The sequence below is a fragment of the Micromonospora sp. A202 genome (assembly GCF_006715105.1).
Classification (GTDB): Bacteria; Actinomycetota; Actinomycetes; order Mycobacteriales; family Micromonosporaceae; genus Micromonospora; species Micromonospora zamorensis.
The window spans coordinates 5986329-6001388 of record NZ_VFMP01000001.1 but is presented as its reverse complement, the minus strand read 5'-3'; the positions used below and the strand labels follow the sequence as shown (position 1 = coordinate 6001388).

The following is a 15060-nucleotide window of genomic DNA, read 5'->3' as shown; positions in this document are numbered from 1 at the left end:
GAGGCGGGATCGCGTCTGCGCAGGTAGCGTTCCCGCCGTGGTCGACTTGGAAGCGGCGATCGGGTTCGTCGTGGCGCATGGGGACGCGGTGGAACGAGCCCGCCTCTCCTGGCTTCGCAACGGCACCGCCGTGCCCCCCGAGCTGCTGGAGACGGCCGAGATCGGCCAGTCACCCGACGGCGGGTGGCCGGCCACCTGGGGCGGTGCGATGGCCTCGATCGACGCCACCTGTTTCCGGCTCGCCGAGTTGGACGACCTGGGTGCGCTCGGCCGCCCCGCCGCTCGCCGGGCGCTCGACTGGCTGGCGTCGCGACAGCAGGCCGACGGCAGTTGGGACGAGGACGCGTCGCTGGCCGACTCGGCCCCGGAATGGGCCCGGCCCGGCGATCCGGAGGCCGGGTTCCTCCAGACGGCCAACGCCGGTTTCTGGCTCACCGTCGCCGGCCTGGACGCCCGCGCGTCGGGCCCGCTCGACCATCGGGTCGGTGGGGCGTACGCCGGGGTGGTGCAGGCGGCGGCCCACTCGCTCGCCGCGCGGCTGCGCCCGGACGGTAGCTGGCCCTCGTACCTCGCCGCCGGCTGGCTGAGCGCGGCCGTGCTGCACCGGCAGGAGATGTTCCAGGAGTCGGCGCGGATCCAGGTGGTGCTCGCCGAACGGATGCCGAAGATGTCCCCGGGGGACGTGGCGTGGTTGGCATCCACGCTGCGCCGGGCCGGCATCGACCCGCAGGACTGGATCATGGTGCGGGCGTTGCGCCGGCTGACCGAGACGCAGCGCAGCGACGGCGGCTGGGAGAGCGACGACGGCCATCAGTTCGACGTGCACGCCACGTTGTCCGCGATCCGGGCCGCCCGGCCCGCGACGGCCGGAGCCGCCTCGCAGTCGGGCTGAGGCCGGCCTACAGCCTGCCAAGGTCCTCGGTCGGGCCGAGGACCTTGACGCAGGCCTCAGCGCAGGTGCCCGTCCCCGGTGACGACGTACTTGGTGCTGGTCAGCTCGGGCAGACCCATCGGGCCGCGGGCGTGCAGCTTCTGGGTGGAGATGCCGATCTCCGCGCCGAACCCGAACTCGCCCCCGTCGGTGAACCGGGTGGAGGCGTTCACCATCACCGCCGCCGCGTCCACCCGGGCGACGAAGTCGCGGGCCGCGCTCGCCGAGTCGGTGAGGATCGCCTCGGTGTGCCCGGTGCCGAAGCGGCGGATGTGCGCGACCGCCGCGTCCAGCGAGTCGACCACGGCGACCGAGATGTCGGCCGACAGGTATTCGGTGGCGAAGTCCTCCTCCGTGGCCGGGACCACGGCGGCGGAGTAGGCGGCCACCTCGGGGGAGCCGTGCACTGTCACCCCGGCCTCGGCGAGAGCGGCCAGCATCGGCGGCAGGAACGCGTCGGCGACGCTCGCGTGCACCAGCAGTGACTCGGCTGTGTTGCAGGTGGAGAGGCGCTGCGTCTTGGCGTTTAGCGTCACCGCGACGGCCTTAGCCACATCGGCGGCGGCGTCGACGTAGACGTGGCAGTTGCCCACCCCGGTCTCGATCACCGGAACGGTCGACTCCTCGACCACCGTGCGGATCAGCGACGCGCCCCCGCGCGGAATCAGCACGTCGACGAGGCCACGGGCGCGCATCAGCTCCTTGACCGAGTCGCGGGAGCTGGCGTCGAGCAGCTGCACCGCGTCGGCCGGCAGCCCGGCGTCGGCGACCGCGTCCCGCAGCACCGCGACCAGCGCGGCGTTGGAGTGCGCCGCCGAGGACGACCCGCGCAGCAGCGCCGCGTTGCCGGACTTGAGGCAGATCCCGGCGGCGTCCACTGTCACGTTTGGTCGCGCCTCGTAGATGATGCCGACCACGCCGAACGGCACCCGGATCTGGCGCAGCTCCAGCCCGTTGGGCAGGGTCGAGCCGCGGACCACCTCACCGACCGGGTCGGGCAGCGCGGCCATCTGGCGCAGCGCGTCGGCGATGCCGGCCACCCGGCCCGCGTCGAGGGCGAGCCGGTCCAGCACGGCCGCGCTCAGCCCGGCCTCCCGGCCGGCCGCCAGGTCCGTCTCGTTCGCGGCCAGGATCTCCGGGGTACGCGCCACCAGCGCGTCGGCCATCGCCACCAGTGCGGCGTCCTTGGCCGTACGCGTGGCCACGGCCAACGTCTCCGCCGCCACCCGGGCGCGTCGGGCCTGCTCGCTGACGCTCATGCCGGCACTCCGCTGCGCTCAGTGCCGCCCTGAGGCACCACCGCCCTGAGCCGATGATCCGTTCGCTGACGCTCACTCACTGTTGACTCCTTAGAGCAGCACCAGGTCATCGCGGTGGACGACCTCTCGTTCGTACGCCGGGCCGAGCGCCGCGGCGAGTTCGGAGGTGGAGCGGCCGAGCAGCCCGGGCAGCTCCACCGCGTCGTAGTTGACCAGCCCTCGGGCGACCGACGCGCCGGCGGTGTCCACCAGATCCACCGGGTCGCCAGCGGTGAACGTGCCGTCCACGGCGGTGATGCCGGCGGGCAGCAGCGACTTGCGCCGCCCGACGACGGCGGCCACCGCCCCCGGGTCGAGGTGCAGCCGCCCTCGGGGCGAGGTGGCGTGGGCCAGCCAGAACAGCCGGGCCGTCGGGCGCTGCCGCTGCGGGTGGAACAGGGTGCCGACCGGCTCGCCGGCCAACGCCGCACCGGCCAGGTCGGCGGCGGTGAGCACCACCGGGATGCCGAAACCGGTGGCGATCCGGGCGGCCTCGACCTTGGTCACCATGCCGCCCGTGCCGACACCGGACCGGCCGGCCCCGCCGATGGTGATTCCGGCGAGATCCGCGTCGCCGTGGACCTCGGTGATCCGGGTCGACTGCGGCTTGGCGGGGTCGCCGGTCCAGAGCGCGTCCACGTCGGAGAGGAGCACCAGCAGGTCGGCGTGCACCAGGGCGGCCACCAGCGCGGCCAGCCGGTCGTTGTCGCCGAACCGGATCTCCTGGGTGGCCACCGTGTCGTTCTCGTTGACGATCGGCACCGCCCGCAGGTCGAGCAGCTTGCGCAGGGTCCGGTACGCGTTGCGGTAGTGCGCGCGCCGGGTCACGTCGTCGACGGTGAGCAGCACCTGCCCGACAGTGCGGCCGTGCCGGGCGAAGCTGGCCGCGTACCGGCCGATCAGCAGGCCCTGCCCGACGCTGGCGGCGGCCTGCTGGGTGGCCAGGTCGCGCGGGCGTCGGATCAGGCCGAGTGGGGCGAGGCCGGCGGCGATCGCGCCGGAGGACACCAGCACCACCTCGCGGCCTTCGGCGGTGAGCCGACCGAGGGTGTCGACCAGCGTGTCGACGCGCTCGTCGGCCAGGCCGCCGGTGGCGGTGGTCAACGAGGAGGATCCGATCTTGACGACGACCCGCCGGGCCGTCGTGACTGCGTCGCGCACCCGCCCATTCTGCGTGGTCACGGCCGCATCGCCCGGCGGCGTTCCCATATGGTGGCCGATTGTGACACCTGACGAGTACGTCGAGGCGGTACTCGACCTGGTCGAGCGGATCCCGGAAGGCCGGGTGATGTCGTACGGCGGGGTCGCCGACGCCCTGGCCGAGCGCTCGGGCCGTGCCTCGGCTCGGCTGGTGGGCAACATCATGGCCCGCCACGGCGGTTCGGTGCCCTGGCACCGGGTGGTGACCTCCGCCGGCCGGCTGCCGCCGGGCCACGAGAGGGAGGCGCGGGCCCGACTGCGCGCCGAGGGGGTGCCGCTGCGCGGCGAGCGCGTGGACATCGCGGCGGCCGGTTGGTCTCCGGACCGGGAAGGGTGACCGACGCGGAACGTGCTTGACGGCCACTCTGCGCGGACCTGCCCGGCGCGACAGCACCCCGTCCGGCCGGGACGGGGGAGGCCCGGCGGCTTGATCGCCAGATGAGGGATGTGACGTCCGGCATAACGTGAGTAACATTCGGCCCCATGAAAACGCCGCCGGGCACCGGCTCGTCAGCCGCCGGCTCGCTGCCTCGACCGGTGCACGCCGGTTACGCGCTCGGCTCACTGGCGACCGGCGCGTTCGGCACCGTGCCCGGTCTGTTGCTGCTGCCGTACCTCACCGACACGCTGGGCGTGGCCGCCGGCATGGCCGCGCTGCTGGTGCTGCTGCCCAAGGCGTGGGACGTGCTGGTCAACCCGGTCGCCGGGCGGATCTCCGACCGGACGCGGTCGCGCTGGGGCGCCCGCCGGCCGTACCTGCTCATCGCCGGCCTCGCGCTCGCCATCCTGTTCGCTTCGATCTTCGCCGCGCCGTTCGGCAACGGTCCGGCCGCCGCCGCCTACGTGGCCTTCGCCTTCCTCGCCACGGCCACCGCGTTCGCCTTCTTCCAGGTGCCGTACGTGGCGATGCCGGCGGAGTTGACCGACGACTACGCCGAGCGCACCCGCCTGATGACCTGGCGGATCGCGGTGCTGGCGCTGGCCATCCTGGTGTCCGGCGCGGTCGCCCCGCTGGTGGTCAGCGCCGGCGGCGACGGCGTGGCCGGGCACCGGTGGATGGGCCTGTTCGTGGCGGCGCTGATCGCCCTCGGTGCTCTCGGCGCGTTCCTCGGCACCCGGTCCGCGCCCACCGGCACCGTGGGCGGCAGCGAGCCGACGCTACGCGCCCAACTCGCCGTGGCGGGCGCCAACCGCCCGTTCCGGGCTCTGCTGATCTGCTTCGTGGTGCAGTCCGCCGGGGTGGCGACGATCCTGGCCGGGGTCAACTACTTCGCGGGGCAGATCCTGCGCGACGACGAGAGCGGGCCGACCCTGCTCTTCGTCTGCTTCGTCGGGCCGGCGCTGCTGGTGATGCCGATCTGGACCCGCGTCGGTGCCCGGCTGGGCAAGCGCACCGCGCTGGTCGTCGCCTCGGTCATCCTCGCCGCCGGGGCGCTGGCCCTGGTCGCCGCGCCAGTGCTGCCGGCGGTCGTGGTCTACCTGGTGGTCGCGGCGATCGGCGTCGGTTACGCGGGGCAGCAGGTCTTCGCGCTGGCGATGCTGCCGGACTGCATCGCGTACGACACGGCGCGGACCGGTCGACGGCAGGCGGGCGTCTTCACCGGCCTGTGGACCGCCGGGGAGACGTTCGGCCTGGCGCTCGGCCCGGGCATCTACGGGCTGGTGCTCCAGATCTCCGGCTACGTCTCGTCCGACACCGGCTCGGCGGCCGCCCAGTCGGACTCGGCCCGGCTGGGCGTCCTCCTCGGCTTCACGCTGATCCCGGCCCTGCTGATAGCGCCCCCGATCCTCCTGCTACGCCGATACACCCTGAGTCCCGCCGCGCTGACCGCCGCACTCGCCGCCCCGGTCGATCGGGTCGATCATGGAGTTGTGGTGGGGGACGAAAGCCATTGACCGTCACGAGAAGGGCACCATAACCCCATGATCGACGAGACCAGGGCCGGGTTGCCTGCCGGGGTTGCGGCCGAGGTCGCGCTCGACGAGGTTCGGCAGTTGCGCGCCGGGGACCGGCCGACCCACGGTGGACGGCTGTTCGCGTACGTCTACGACCCGGCGGTGCCAGGGCTGGACGAGCTGGCCGCCGCCGCACACCGGGAGAGCGCGCACGTCAACGGGCTGGACCCGACAGCGTTTCCGTCCCTGCTGGCCATGGAGAACGCGCTGGTGGGCGCCGCCGGCCGGGTGCTCGGCGCCGGCCCGGGCACGACCGCACCGGACGTCGTCGGCAGCGTCTCCAGCGGTGGCACCGAGTCGCTGATCCTCGCCGTCAAGACGGCCCGGGACGCCCACCCGGAGATCACCGCGCCCCGGATCGTGGTGCCGTCGAGCGCCCACGCCGCGTTCGCCAAGGCGGCGCACTACCTGCGGGTGGCGATGGACGTCGTGCCCGTCTCCCTGGACACACTGCGTCCCGACCCGGCTGCGATGGCCGCCGCCATCCGCCCGGAGACGGTGCTGGTCGCCTGCTCCGCGCCGTCGTACGCGCACGGGGTGGTGGACCCGGTCGCGGAGATCGCCGCCGCCGCGGCCGCCGCCGGGGTGCGCTGCCACGTGGACGCCTGCTTCGGCGGCTGGACCCTGCCGTACCTGCGTCGTCTCGGTGAGCCGGTGCCGGCGTTCGACTTCGCAGTGCCCGGGGTCACGTCCATCTCGGTGGACCTGCACAAGTACGCGTACGCGCCGAAGGGCGTGTCGGTGCTGCTGCACCGTGACGCCTCGCTGCGAGCGCCGCAGTACTTCGCGTACGCCGACTGGCCCGGCTACACGATGATCAACCCGGTGATCGCGTCCACCCGGTCGGGCGGGCCGATCGCCGCCGCGTACGCCACCGTGCGGCACCTCGGCGACGACGGTTACCTGCGACTGGCCACCGTCACCCGGGACGCGGTCGCCGGCCTGGCCGACGCGGTCCGCGCCGTCGACGGGCTGCGGCTGATGGCCGAGCCGGAGTCGACAGTGGTGTGCTTCACCGCCACCGAGGATGGCCCCGACCTGTTCGTCCTGGTGGACGAGCTGACCGCGCGTGGCTGGCACACCCAACCCCAACTGTCGTACGCGGGCCTGCCGGCGAGCGTGCACCTCACGGTGACCGCCTCGGTGGCGCCCCGCGTCGGCGACTTCGGCCCGGACCTGGCCGACGCGGTGGCCGCGGCCCTGGTCGCGGGTCCGGTGCGGCTGCCCGCCGAGCTGGCGGCCCTGGTCGGCGCCCTCACCCCGGACGCGCTGACCCCGGAGCTGGTCGAGGGCCTGGCCGCCGGGTTGGGCATGGGCGGCGAGCCGGGTGGTGCGCCGCTGCCGGAGCGGATGGCGGTGGTCAACACGCTGCTCGACGCCGCGCCGCCGGCGCTGCGGGAGCGGCTGCTGGTCGAGTTCGTCGGCCTGCTGCAACGTCCCACCTGGTGACGCCACACGGTCCGGCCCGCCGTCAAATGACGGCGGACCGGGCCGGACCGGCTCAACGGTAGGTGATAACGACCGTGTTGTCCGGATCGTAGACCTCGTCCACGAAGTCGAACTTCGCGTCCATGGGCCGCGCGTCCACGTCTGCCTTGCCCGAAGCCACTGTGGTGCCCGCCGCGACCCGGAAGCCCAGCGTGAGCACGACCTCCTTGCCGCCGTCGAGCCCGTTCAGGTCGCAGGTCACCGGTTCCCGGGTCGTCTCCGGATCGTTGCGGCAGGCCGCCCAGCCATCGCCGTCCGGGCGCACCGTCGCCGGCAGGCCGAGCCGCAGGGCCACGTAGGAGGCCAGTCCGGTTGTGTTGCGGACGCGCACGTTCACCGTGCCGGCCCGAGAGCCGTCCGGCGTCTCGGCCAGCACCAGGTTCGTGGCGGTGACGACAAGGTTGACGTCGTGCCGGTTCTGACCGAAGGTCGTCGGCCCGGAAACCTGGGTGAAGGTCTCGCCGTTCCAGCGGTAGCCCCGCCACTGCCGCTGTGACCACTCGGCGGGCCAGCCGCCCCCGGGAGCGATGTCACCGACCTGCACGCGGACCGTGCCGTCGCCCACCACGTCGAGTGCGAACAACCACTGCGGCTTGTCGATGGTGGTCGCGACCACCCGGCCGAGCGTGACCACCTTCCCTTCCTCGTTCCGGTCGAAGGCGACCACCTGCATCGGCCCCTTGGTGCCGAGCACGCACTGCACGAGCGCCACGGTCTCCACCGCGCCGTCCCCGTCGACGTCGCCGTGGTCGAGCGCCACGAGCCAGTTGACGCCTTCGCGGTCGTCGCCGCTGATCCGTACGGCCGACGTCGGGCACCCCCGTCCGGCCCGCCACGCCGGCAGGGTCACCGACGCGCCGAGCAACTGTGCCCGGCTGATCCGGCCGTCGGGCGCGGCGGAGGCGGGGCCGCTACTGGTCACGGAAGGACTGGGAGTCGGGCTCGCCAGGCCGCTCGGCGTGGGCGACACCGACACGCTCGGTGTGGGCTCGACCGGACCCGGCCGGTGGTCCGGGCCGCTCATCGCCGCGTACCCGATGGCCGAGCCGCCGAGCAACGCGAGCGCGGTCGTGGCGGTGGCCCCCCACCGGCGCCGGTTGCGGCCTCGTACCGTCCGCCGGACGGCGGCGGGACCGGGCACCTCGACCTTGTCCAGCACGGTACGGCGGTAGTGGGCGAATTCCTCGGCGAGGCCGAGGGTCTCCTGCTCAGACATCTCGCACCTCCTCAAAGGTGTCGCGTAGGTGCGTCGCCAGCGCCGCGCGTCCCCGGTGCAGCCAGGATTTGACGGTGCCCTCGGCGACCCGTTCCTGGGCGGCGATCTCGGCGATCGACAGGTCGGCGAGGTAGTGCAGGACGACTGCCCGCCGCTGCTTCGGCGGCAACTTCGCCAACGCGGTATCGAGGGCCACCCGGTCGGGGCTGGGCTCGGCGACGTGCGTCTCCCGCTGCCGCAGCAGCCACGCCTGGGCGGTCCGCAGTCGCCGCCATCGGTTGTGGCCGAGGTTCCAGGCGACCTTGCGTACCCAGGCCAGCGGGTCCTCGTATCCGGCCAGCCGGTCCCAGCGGGCGTACGCCCGACAGAACGCTTCCTGGACCAGGTCCTGGGCCTGCCCGCGGTCACCGGTGTAGGCGGTGAGCTGCACGACCAGCCCACGGAAGTGGGCGTGGTAGAAGTCGTCGAAGACCAGTTCGGCAGCCGCCGGTGCGGAGCTGCCCGGGGGGTCCGGTGGCCGTCCGCCCACCTGTACTTCTCTTGTCACAAGCACTCGTCCTCCCCGTGGTGGCCGCGGGCGGCGTGGTCGCCAGCATCGGTCACACACTCGGGCGCGTCGGCAGGTTGCGGGGTGGGCTGTTCGCGTTGCTGTCGTGCCCAGGACACGCGTGCCCGGGACGAGCCACGAACGAGGCTCGGAGCTGCTGTGGTTGACTGTCGGGTGGGGGACGGAAGGGGGCGGTCGTGCAGCTACCGGCAGTGCTGGGTGAGCCGATCCGGTTCGTGCTGAACTGGGGGCGCCGCTACTCGCTCTGGGTGTTCAACTTCGGTCTGGCCTGCTGCGCGATCGAGTTCATCGCCACCAGCATGGGTCGGCACGACTTCATTCGGCTCGGTGTGATCCCGTTCGCCCACGGCCCCCGGCAGGCCGATCTGATGGTGGTGTCCGGCACGGTGACCGACAAGATGGCACCGGCCATCAAGCGGCTCTACGACCAGATGCCCGAGCCGAAGTACGTGATCTCGTTCGGCGCCTGCTCCAACTGCGGCGGCCCCTACTGGGACTCGTACTCGGTGACCAAGGGTGTCGACCAGCTCATCCCGGTCGACGTCTACGTGCCCGGCTGCCCGCCCCGGCCGGAGGCGCTGCTGCACGGCATCCTGCGCCTGCAGGAGAAGATCGCCGCCGAGCAGTCGGGCATCGGCGGTGTGCCGCAACGCGATGTGCTGGCCGCGCCGCTGGACGCACCGCCCCGCGAGGCCGCCGCCCCACGCTCCGTCGACTCCCTGACCGCCGCGCCGGTGCGCCCGCCCGCCGCCACCTGACGGCGGCCCGGCCACCGCCTGGACGAGCCCGAGCGGCGGCCGGGAGCAACCGGTCAGCCGTAGGCGGCGACGGCCAGCGTGGTCTCTGAGTAGGGTCCCCGTTTTTTGGACACGTGTATCTGGTCCTCCCGTGATGGCGGCTGGCGCCGATCAGGCCGGTTGCTTCGCGTCGGTCCAGCATCGGTGACGAGATTGCCCGTAGCTGCCCTTGTCGGCCTTCCGGTCGAAGGGGACAAGTCGGTTGTCCGACGTCCGGGGTGGCCGGGCCGGGCTAGCCTGCGCATCATGAGCAGCTCAGTGGACCAGCGGTCCGCCCACATCATCGACGTGCTCACCGAGGAGTTCGGCGCGTCGATGGCTGTCGACCCGGCCGCCTTCCGCCGCAAGTTTCGCAAGATGGCCGCGTCGCCGTTCGCCTTCTACCGGGGCAGCGCGGCGTTGTTCTACGCCGACCAGCTCGGCGACTTCGCCGACGACCGGTTCCTGGACGGGCGGACCAGCCGGGTGTGGATCCACGGTGACCTGCACGCGGAGAACTTCGGCACCTACATGAACGCCTCCGGGCAGCTGGTGTTCAACGTCAACGACTTCGACGAGGCGTACGTCGGGCCGTTCACCTGGGATCTGCGGCGGCTCGCGGCCAGCGTGGCGCTGCTCGGCTACGGCAAGGCGCTCTCCGACACGGCGATCGGCGATCTGGTGGCTGGCTTCGCCCGGTCGTACCTGACCGAGCTACGGGCGATCGCCGCCGGAGGGGACGACGCGATCGGCTCGATCACCCTGGAGAACGCCGACGGTGTGCTGCGCCGGGTGCTCCAGCAGGCCCGGCTCAACACCCGCGTCGACCTGCTGGCCGCGCAGACCACCATCGATAACTACGAGCGACGGTTCTCCATCGGCGACGGGGTCTTCGAGATCGACGACGCCACCCGGGACCGGGTGCGTGCCGCCTTCCAGGACTACCTGGGCACCCTGCCGAACGCTTCGACGCAGCTTCGGCCGGTGGCGGCGCGGATCAAGGACGTGGTGCTGCGCAAGGGGGTGGGCATCGGCTCGGCCGGGCTGCCGTCGTACAACCTGCTGCTGGAGGGGCACACCCAGGCCCTGGAGAACGACGTCGTCATCTACATGAAGCAGGCGCAGGTGCCAGCGGTGGCGCGGTACGTCACCGACGAGTCGGTCCGCGGCTACTTCCAGCACCAGGGTCACCGGACAGCCGAGTCGCAGCGGGCGTTGCAGGCGCACGCCGACCCGTGGCTGGGCTTCACAGAGCTGGACGGGGCCGGGCAGCTCGTCGCCGAGGTCTCCCCGTACGCCGCGGACCTGGACTGGTCGGACGTCAACGAGCCGGAGGAACTGACCGGGGTGCTCGTCGACCTCGGTCGGGCGGTGGCCCGGATGCACTCGGTCGCCGACGACGAGTCCAGTCACGACCTGGTGGACTATTCCACCGAGGAGGCGATCGTCGCGGCGGTGGACGCCGACGAGCCGGGCTTCGTCGCCCACCTGGTGGACTTCGCCCACGCGTACGGGGTGCGCGCCCGGCAGGACCACCAGCTCTTCGTCGACCTGTTCCGCAACGGCCGGCTGCCGGGCATCTGATCGGGCGTGGCGTCGCTCAGGACGCGAACTCCAGCACCACCTTGATGTCGTCCGGCCCCGGGGTGTACGCGTCGGCGTACCTGTTCACCGGCACCCGACGGGTGATCAGCGACTCGAGCCAGACCTGGTCGGCGCCGGCCAGCGCCTGCGCGGCCATGTCCCAGTGCCGCCGGTTGGCGTTCACCGAGCCGAACACCACGTTGTTCTCCAGCACCAGCTCCCGGTTGAGTGCGCCGGCGTCGAAGTTGATGGTCCGGCCGCCGCTGGACACTCCGGCCAGGCAGACGATCCCGGTGGGGCCCGCCTTGCACATGACGTCGAGGACCACGGTGGGCGCACCGGTGCACTCGATCACCACGTCCGGCTCGAAGGGCAGGTCGTTGACCGGCACCGTGTGGTAGGTGGCGCCGAGCCCGGCGACCAGCTCCGGCTTCGGCCCGTCGGTGTTCCGGTCCAGCACGTGGACGGTGAGCCCGCGCTGAGTGGCGAGCAACGCGGCCAGCAGCCCGATCGGCCCGGCCCCGGTCACCAGGACGGTCTGCGGCTGCCACTCGGCCCGGTGCCCGATCCGCTCGATGTGGTCCCAGGCCTTAGCCACCACACTGGTCGGTTCCAACAGCACGCCGACCTGGGCCAGCGCCGGGTCGAGCGCGACCGCGAACCGGGGCTCGATCCGCCAGCGGTCGCGGGCGAACCCGGGTAGCGCCTTGATGCCGTGTTCGGTGTACTGGCCGTTGCGGCACATGTCCCACTCGCCGACCGCGCAGTTGGGGCAGGGGACCGGGTCGGGATGCCGGACGATGCCGGCCACCAGGTCGCCGGGTTGCATGGTGCCGCTCGGGTCCTCGATCACCCGGCCCAGTGACTCGTGCCCGATGACCAGGTGGTCCCGCCCCGGTGGCGCCTCGCCGTACTCTCCGGCGATGATCTCGTGGTCGGTGCCGCAGATCCCCACCGCCAGCGCCTCGACCAGGACCGAGCCTTCCTCGGCAGCCGGCTCCGGCTGATCCTCGACGAGGTTCAGCGAGTTGGCGACCCCGGGTTTCACAGTCACAGCGCGCACGCCCTCATCTTTCCCCGCCGGGGGCTGCGCCGCGCCCAAAGCCGGCAGATCATCTGGCATCGGCGGCGGCCCGGGCCCGGGCCCGGTCGGCACTAGGATCAGCGGCATGACTCCCGAAGCCCTCGGTGCTCGGCTGGTGGCGCTGCTCGCGCCGGTCGAGGCGACCCCGTCGGTCTCCGGCGGGCAGCGGTTCGCCCGGGCCACCGTCGACGTGCCGCCGGAGAGCTGGCTGGTCGCCGTTCGCGCGGCCCGCGACGACACCGAGCTGGCCTGCGACTTCTTCGACTGGCTCTCCGCCGTCGACGAGTTGGCCGAGGGCTTCGACGTGGTGGCGCATCTCTGGTCGACGCGGCTGCGGCACGGTGTGCTGCTGCGTACCCGGTTGCCGCGTGCCGAGGCCACTGTCGCCTCTGTGGTGGACGTCTACCCGGGTGCCGCCTGGCACGAGCGGGAGACGCACGAGATGTTCGGCATCGGCTTCGCCGGCCACGGCGAGTTGCGTCCGCTGCTGCTGCCCCCGGAGTTCGAGGGTCACCCGCTGCGCAAGGAGTTCGTGCTCGCTTCCCGGGTGGCCAAGCCCTGGCCGGGCGCGAAGGAACCGGGCGAGTCGGAGGCCGGCGGTGGGCGTCGACCGATCCGCCCGCCGGGTGTTCCGGCTCCGGGTGAGTGGGGCCCCACCCCCACCCCGGCCGGCGCGGGTGGAGTGGGGGAGGGGCCGCGTGGCGGCACCCCGGCCAGACCCGCCGGTGACCGTCCGGCGCGGCCCGCTCCGGGGGCCCGTCCGGCGCGTACTCCCCGGTCTGCCGCGGCCGACGACGGCCCGGCCGTGCCCGAGCAGCCCGCGCCCGCTGCCGGCCCGGGCTCACCCGACCAGCCGGCGCCCGGCCCGGTCGCGGACCCGCCGGCCCGCGCCGAGCGCACCGACGACGACGGGGGTACGACCTGATGCCGCTCTGGGTGGAGCTGGTGCTGCGGGTGGGTGGCGTGCTGGTCGCGTTCCTCACCCTGCCGTTGCTGGTGGGCCAGGCCGAGCACAAGGTGATGGCGCACATGCAGGGCCGGCTCGGCCCGATGTACGCGGGCGGCTTCCACGGTTGGGCCCAGCTTGTCGCGGACGGGGTCAAGTTCGTGCAGAAGGAGGACGTGACCCCACGCGAGGCGGACCGGGCGGTGTTCCGGCTGGCCCCGGTGGTGGCCCTGGTGCCCTACCTGCTGGTGCTGCTGGTCATCCCGCTCGGCCCGAACGACCTGGTCGGGCAACCTCTGGACATCGGCTTGTTCTTCGTGCTGGCCGTGGTCGGTGTCGGGGTGGTGGCGGTGCTGATGTCGGCGTGGGCGTCGGCCAACAAGTACAGCCTGCTCGGTGGGTTGCGCGGTGCCGCACAGCTGCTCGGTTACGAGCTGCCGCTGGTGCTCGCCGCCGCGTCGGTGGCGATGGCGGCGGGCACGCTCAGCCTGTCGGGCATCGTCGAGGCGTGGCAACCGTGGTGGCTGCTCTGGCAGGCGCCCGCGATGATCATCTTCTTCGTCGCCGGGGTGGCCGAGATCCGCCGGCCGCCGTTCGACATGCCGGTGGCCGACTCGGAGCTGGTCTTCGGTTACATGACCGAATACACCGGGCTGCGTTTCGCGTTCTTCCTGCTCGCCGAGTACGTCGGCATCGTGGTGATCGCCGCGCTGACCACTGTGCTGTTCCTCGGCGGATGGCAGGGCCCGTTCGCCGACGACCAGTTGGGTTGGCTCTGGACGCTGCTGAAGGTCTTCGCCGTGTCCTTCGTGATCATCTGGCTCCGGGTGTCCTACCCCCGACTGCGTGAGGACCAGCTCCAGCGGCTCTGCTGGCTGGTGCTGGTGCCAGCGTCCCTCGCCCAACTGGTCCTCACGGCAGCCGTCCGCGTCGCCCTGTAGGGGCGCCGCTCAGCGCAGCGGGGTGTGGGCGGGGTCGACGGGCTCGGCCGGCGGCGGGGGCGGGGTGCCGTCGCCGAACGGGCGGCCACCCAGCGTTTCCCGGCCGTGCGGGGTGAGCCAGTTCGACAGGTCGGGGCCGAGCGGCACGATCCCGGTCGGGTTGATGTCGCGGTGCACCTCGTAGTAGTGCCGCTTGATGTGGTCGAAGTCGATGGTGTCGCCGAAACCGGGGGTCTGGAACAGGTCCCGGGCGTACGCCCACAGCACCGGCATCTCGCTCAGCTTCTGCCTGTTGCACTTGAAGTGACCGTGGTAGACGGGGTCGAAGCGGACCAGGGTGGTGAACAGCCGCACGTCGGCCTCGGTGATGGTGTCACCGACCAGGTAACGCTGGTCGGTCAGCCGCTCGGTCAACCAGTCCAGCCGGTCGAAGAGCTGGTGGTACGCCTTGTCGTACGCCTCCTGGTTGCCGGCGAAGCCGCACCGGTAGACGCCGTTGTTGACGTCCCGGAACACCACGGCGTTGACCTCGTCGATCTGCGCCCGCAGGTGCTCCGGGTAGAGCTGCGGAGCGCCGTCGCGGTGGTATGCGCGCCACTGCGTCGACAGGTCGAGGCTCATCTGCGCGTAGTCGTTGGTCACCACCTGCCCGGTCGGCACGTCCACGATCGCCGGCACGGTGATGCCGCGCTCGTAGCCGGGGAAGCGCTTGAAGTACGCCTCCTGGATGCGCTCGATGCCGAGCACCGGGTCCCGCCCGTCCGGGTCGAGGTCGAAGGTCCAGCTCCGTGCGTCGTGGGTCGGGCCGGCCACCGCCATCGAGATGGCGTCCTCCAGGCCGAGCAGCCGTCGCACGATGATCAGGCGGTTGGCCCACGGGCAGGCCCGACTGACCGCCAGCCGGTACCGGCCCGGCTCCACCGGGTACCCGTCCCGCCCGTCCTCGGTGATCCGAGTGGCGATGTACCGCTGGTCGCGGGTGAACTCGCCACCCGGCTCGACGTACTTCCCGCCTGTTTCCTCGCCCACGTCACCCTCCCGGTCTGGTCAGTGTCTCTACCCCATCCTTACG

At 72.5% G+C, this 15060-nt stretch carries 13 protein-coding genes and 1 pseudogene; 8 read left to right on the top strand and 6 right to left on the bottom strand.

Going from position 1 to position 15060, the window contains the following annotated elements:
* The first annotated feature begins 37 nt into the window (after positions 1-37).
* Complete coding sequence (locus tag FBZ33_RS27805) at positions 38-892, top strand: prenyltransferase/squalene oxidase repeat-containing protein (RefSeq protein ID WP_141911228.1); 855 nt, start codon at positions 38-40, stop codon at positions 890-892.
* A gap of 56 nt (positions 893-948) precedes the next feature.
* Here the strand turns inward: FBZ33_RS27805 and FBZ33_RS27800 are convergent, their stop codons facing one another.
* Together FBZ33_RS27800 and proB are read right to left on the bottom strand one after the other, a co-directional pair.
* Positions 949-2190, bottom strand: a complete 1242-nt coding sequence (locus tag FBZ33_RS27800; RefSeq protein WP_141911226.1) for a glutamate-5-semialdehyde dehydrogenase — start codon at positions 2188-2190, stop codon at positions 949-951.
* A 90-nt stretch (positions 2191-2280) separates the two neighbouring features.
* Entirely contained in the window at positions 2281-3438 is a 1158-nt protein-coding gene (proB, locus tag FBZ33_RS27795) for a glutamate 5-kinase (RefSeq protein ID WP_099848740.1), read from the bottom strand.
* A 13-nt stretch (positions 3439-3451) separates the two neighbouring features.
* Here proB and FBZ33_RS27790 point away from each other — a divergent pair, with 13 nt between their 5' ends.
* The 3 genes from FBZ33_RS27790 (at position 3452) to FBZ33_RS27780 (ending at position 6834) form a co-directional block, all read left to right on the top strand.
* A complete protein-coding gene (locus tag FBZ33_RS27790; protein ID WP_141911225.1) occupies positions 3452-3766 on the top strand; it encodes an MGMT family protein in 315 nt (104 codons plus the stop codon).
* A 146-nt stretch (positions 3767-3912) separates the two neighbouring features.
* Positions 3913-5325, top strand: coding sequence for an MFS transporter (locus FBZ33_RS27785; protein WP_141911223.1), 1413 nt, complete (start codon positions 3913-3915; stop codon positions 5323-5325).
* Positions 5326-5352: 27 nt separating this feature from the next.
* The gene (locus tag FBZ33_RS27780) at positions 5353-6834 is read left to right on the top strand and encodes an aminotransferase class V-fold PLP-dependent enzyme (RefSeq protein ID WP_141911221.1); all 1482 of its coding nucleotides are present in this window, start codon (positions 5353-5355) and stop codon (positions 6832-6834) included.
* Positions 6835-6886: 52 nt separating this feature from the next.
* Here FBZ33_RS27780 and FBZ33_RS27775 read toward each other — a convergent pair whose 3' ends face one another.
* Together FBZ33_RS27775 and FBZ33_RS27770 are read right to left on the bottom strand one after the other, a co-directional pair.
* Complete coding sequence (locus FBZ33_RS27775; RefSeq protein ID WP_141911220.1) at positions 6887-8089, bottom strand: hypothetical protein; 1203 nt, start codon at positions 8087-8089, stop codon at positions 6887-6889.
* Positions 8082-8618 (bottom strand): RNA polymerase sigma factor, encoded by a 537-nt coding sequence (locus tag FBZ33_RS27770; RefSeq protein WP_255509054.1) that lies wholly within the window; start codon positions 8616-8618, stop codon positions 8082-8084. Before FBZ33_RS27770 ends, FBZ33_RS27775 begins: the two co-directional genes overlap by 8 nt.
* Before the next feature lie 215 nt (positions 8619-8833).
* Here FBZ33_RS27770 and FBZ33_RS27765 point away from each other — a divergent pair, with 215 nt between their 5' ends.
* Entirely contained in the window at positions 8834-9415 is a 582-nt protein-coding gene (locus FBZ33_RS27765; RefSeq protein ID WP_141911216.1) for an NADH-quinone oxidoreductase subunit B, read from the top strand.
* Between the two features lie 285 nt (positions 9416-9700).
* Positions 9701-11017, top strand: a complete 1317-nt coding sequence (locus FBZ33_RS27760) for a DUF2252 domain-containing protein (protein WP_141911214.1) — start codon at positions 9701-9703, stop codon at positions 11015-11017.
* A gap of 16 nt (positions 11018-11033) precedes the next feature.
* Here FBZ33_RS27760 and FBZ33_RS27755 read toward each other — a convergent pair whose 3' ends face one another.
* On the bottom strand, positions 11034-12080 hold the full coding sequence (locus FBZ33_RS27755; RefSeq protein WP_185755425.1) for a glucose 1-dehydrogenase: 1047 nt from the start codon (positions 12078-12080) through the stop codon (positions 11034-11036).
* 106 nt (positions 12081-12186) lie between these two features.
* Here FBZ33_RS27755 and FBZ33_RS27750 point away from each other — a divergent pair.
* Both FBZ33_RS27750 and FBZ33_RS27745 read left to right on the top strand, forming a co-directional pair.
* Positions 12187-12783 (top strand): annotated as a pseudogene (locus FBZ33_RS27750) (NADH-quinone oxidoreductase subunit C); the annotation flags it as partial.
* A 242-nt stretch (positions 12784-13025) separates the two neighbouring features.
* Positions 13026-13988 carry a complex I subunit 1 family protein gene (locus tag FBZ33_RS27745; protein WP_088950268.1) on the top strand — a complete coding sequence of 321 codons (963 nt, stop codon included), beginning with the start codon at positions 13026-13028 and terminating at the stop codon, positions 13986-13988.
* Positions 13989-13997: 9 nt separating this feature from the next.
* Here the strand turns inward: FBZ33_RS27745 and FBZ33_RS27740 are convergent, their stop codons facing one another.
* Positions 13998-15017 carry a glutathione S-transferase family protein gene (locus tag FBZ33_RS27740; RefSeq protein WP_141911209.1) on the bottom strand — a complete coding sequence of 340 codons (1020 nt, stop codon included), beginning with the start codon at positions 15015-15017 and terminating at the stop codon, positions 13998-14000.
* Positions 15018-15060 lie beyond the last annotated feature (43 nt).

Coding starts and splice junctions, on each gene's coding strand:
- FBZ33_RS27780 (WP_141911221.1), top strand. CDS start 5,353: ATGATCGACGAGACCAGGGCCGGGTTGCCTGCCGGGGTTGCGGCCGAG.
- FBZ33_RS27800 (WP_141911226.1), bottom strand. CDS start 2,190: ATGAGCGTCAGCGAGCAGGCCCGACGCGCCCGGGTGGCGGCGGAGACG.
- proB (WP_099848740.1), bottom strand. CDS start 3,438: ATGGGAACGCCGCCGGGCGATGCGGCCGTGACCACGCAGAATGGGCGG.
- FBZ33_RS27745 (WP_088950268.1), top strand. CDS start 13,026: ATGCCGCTCTGGGTGGAGCTGGTGCTGCGGGTGGGTGGCGTGCTGGTC.
- FBZ33_RS27760 (WP_141911214.1), top strand. CDS start 9,701: ATGAGCAGCTCAGTGGACCAGCGGTCCGCCCACATCATCGACGTGCTC.
- FBZ33_RS27775 (WP_141911220.1), bottom strand. CDS start 8,089: ATGTCTGAGCAGGAGACCCTCGGCCTCGCCGAGGAATTCGCCCACTAC.
- FBZ33_RS27785 (WP_141911223.1), top strand. CDS start 3,913: ATGAAAACGCCGCCGGGCACCGGCTCGTCAGCCGCCGGCTCGCTGCCT.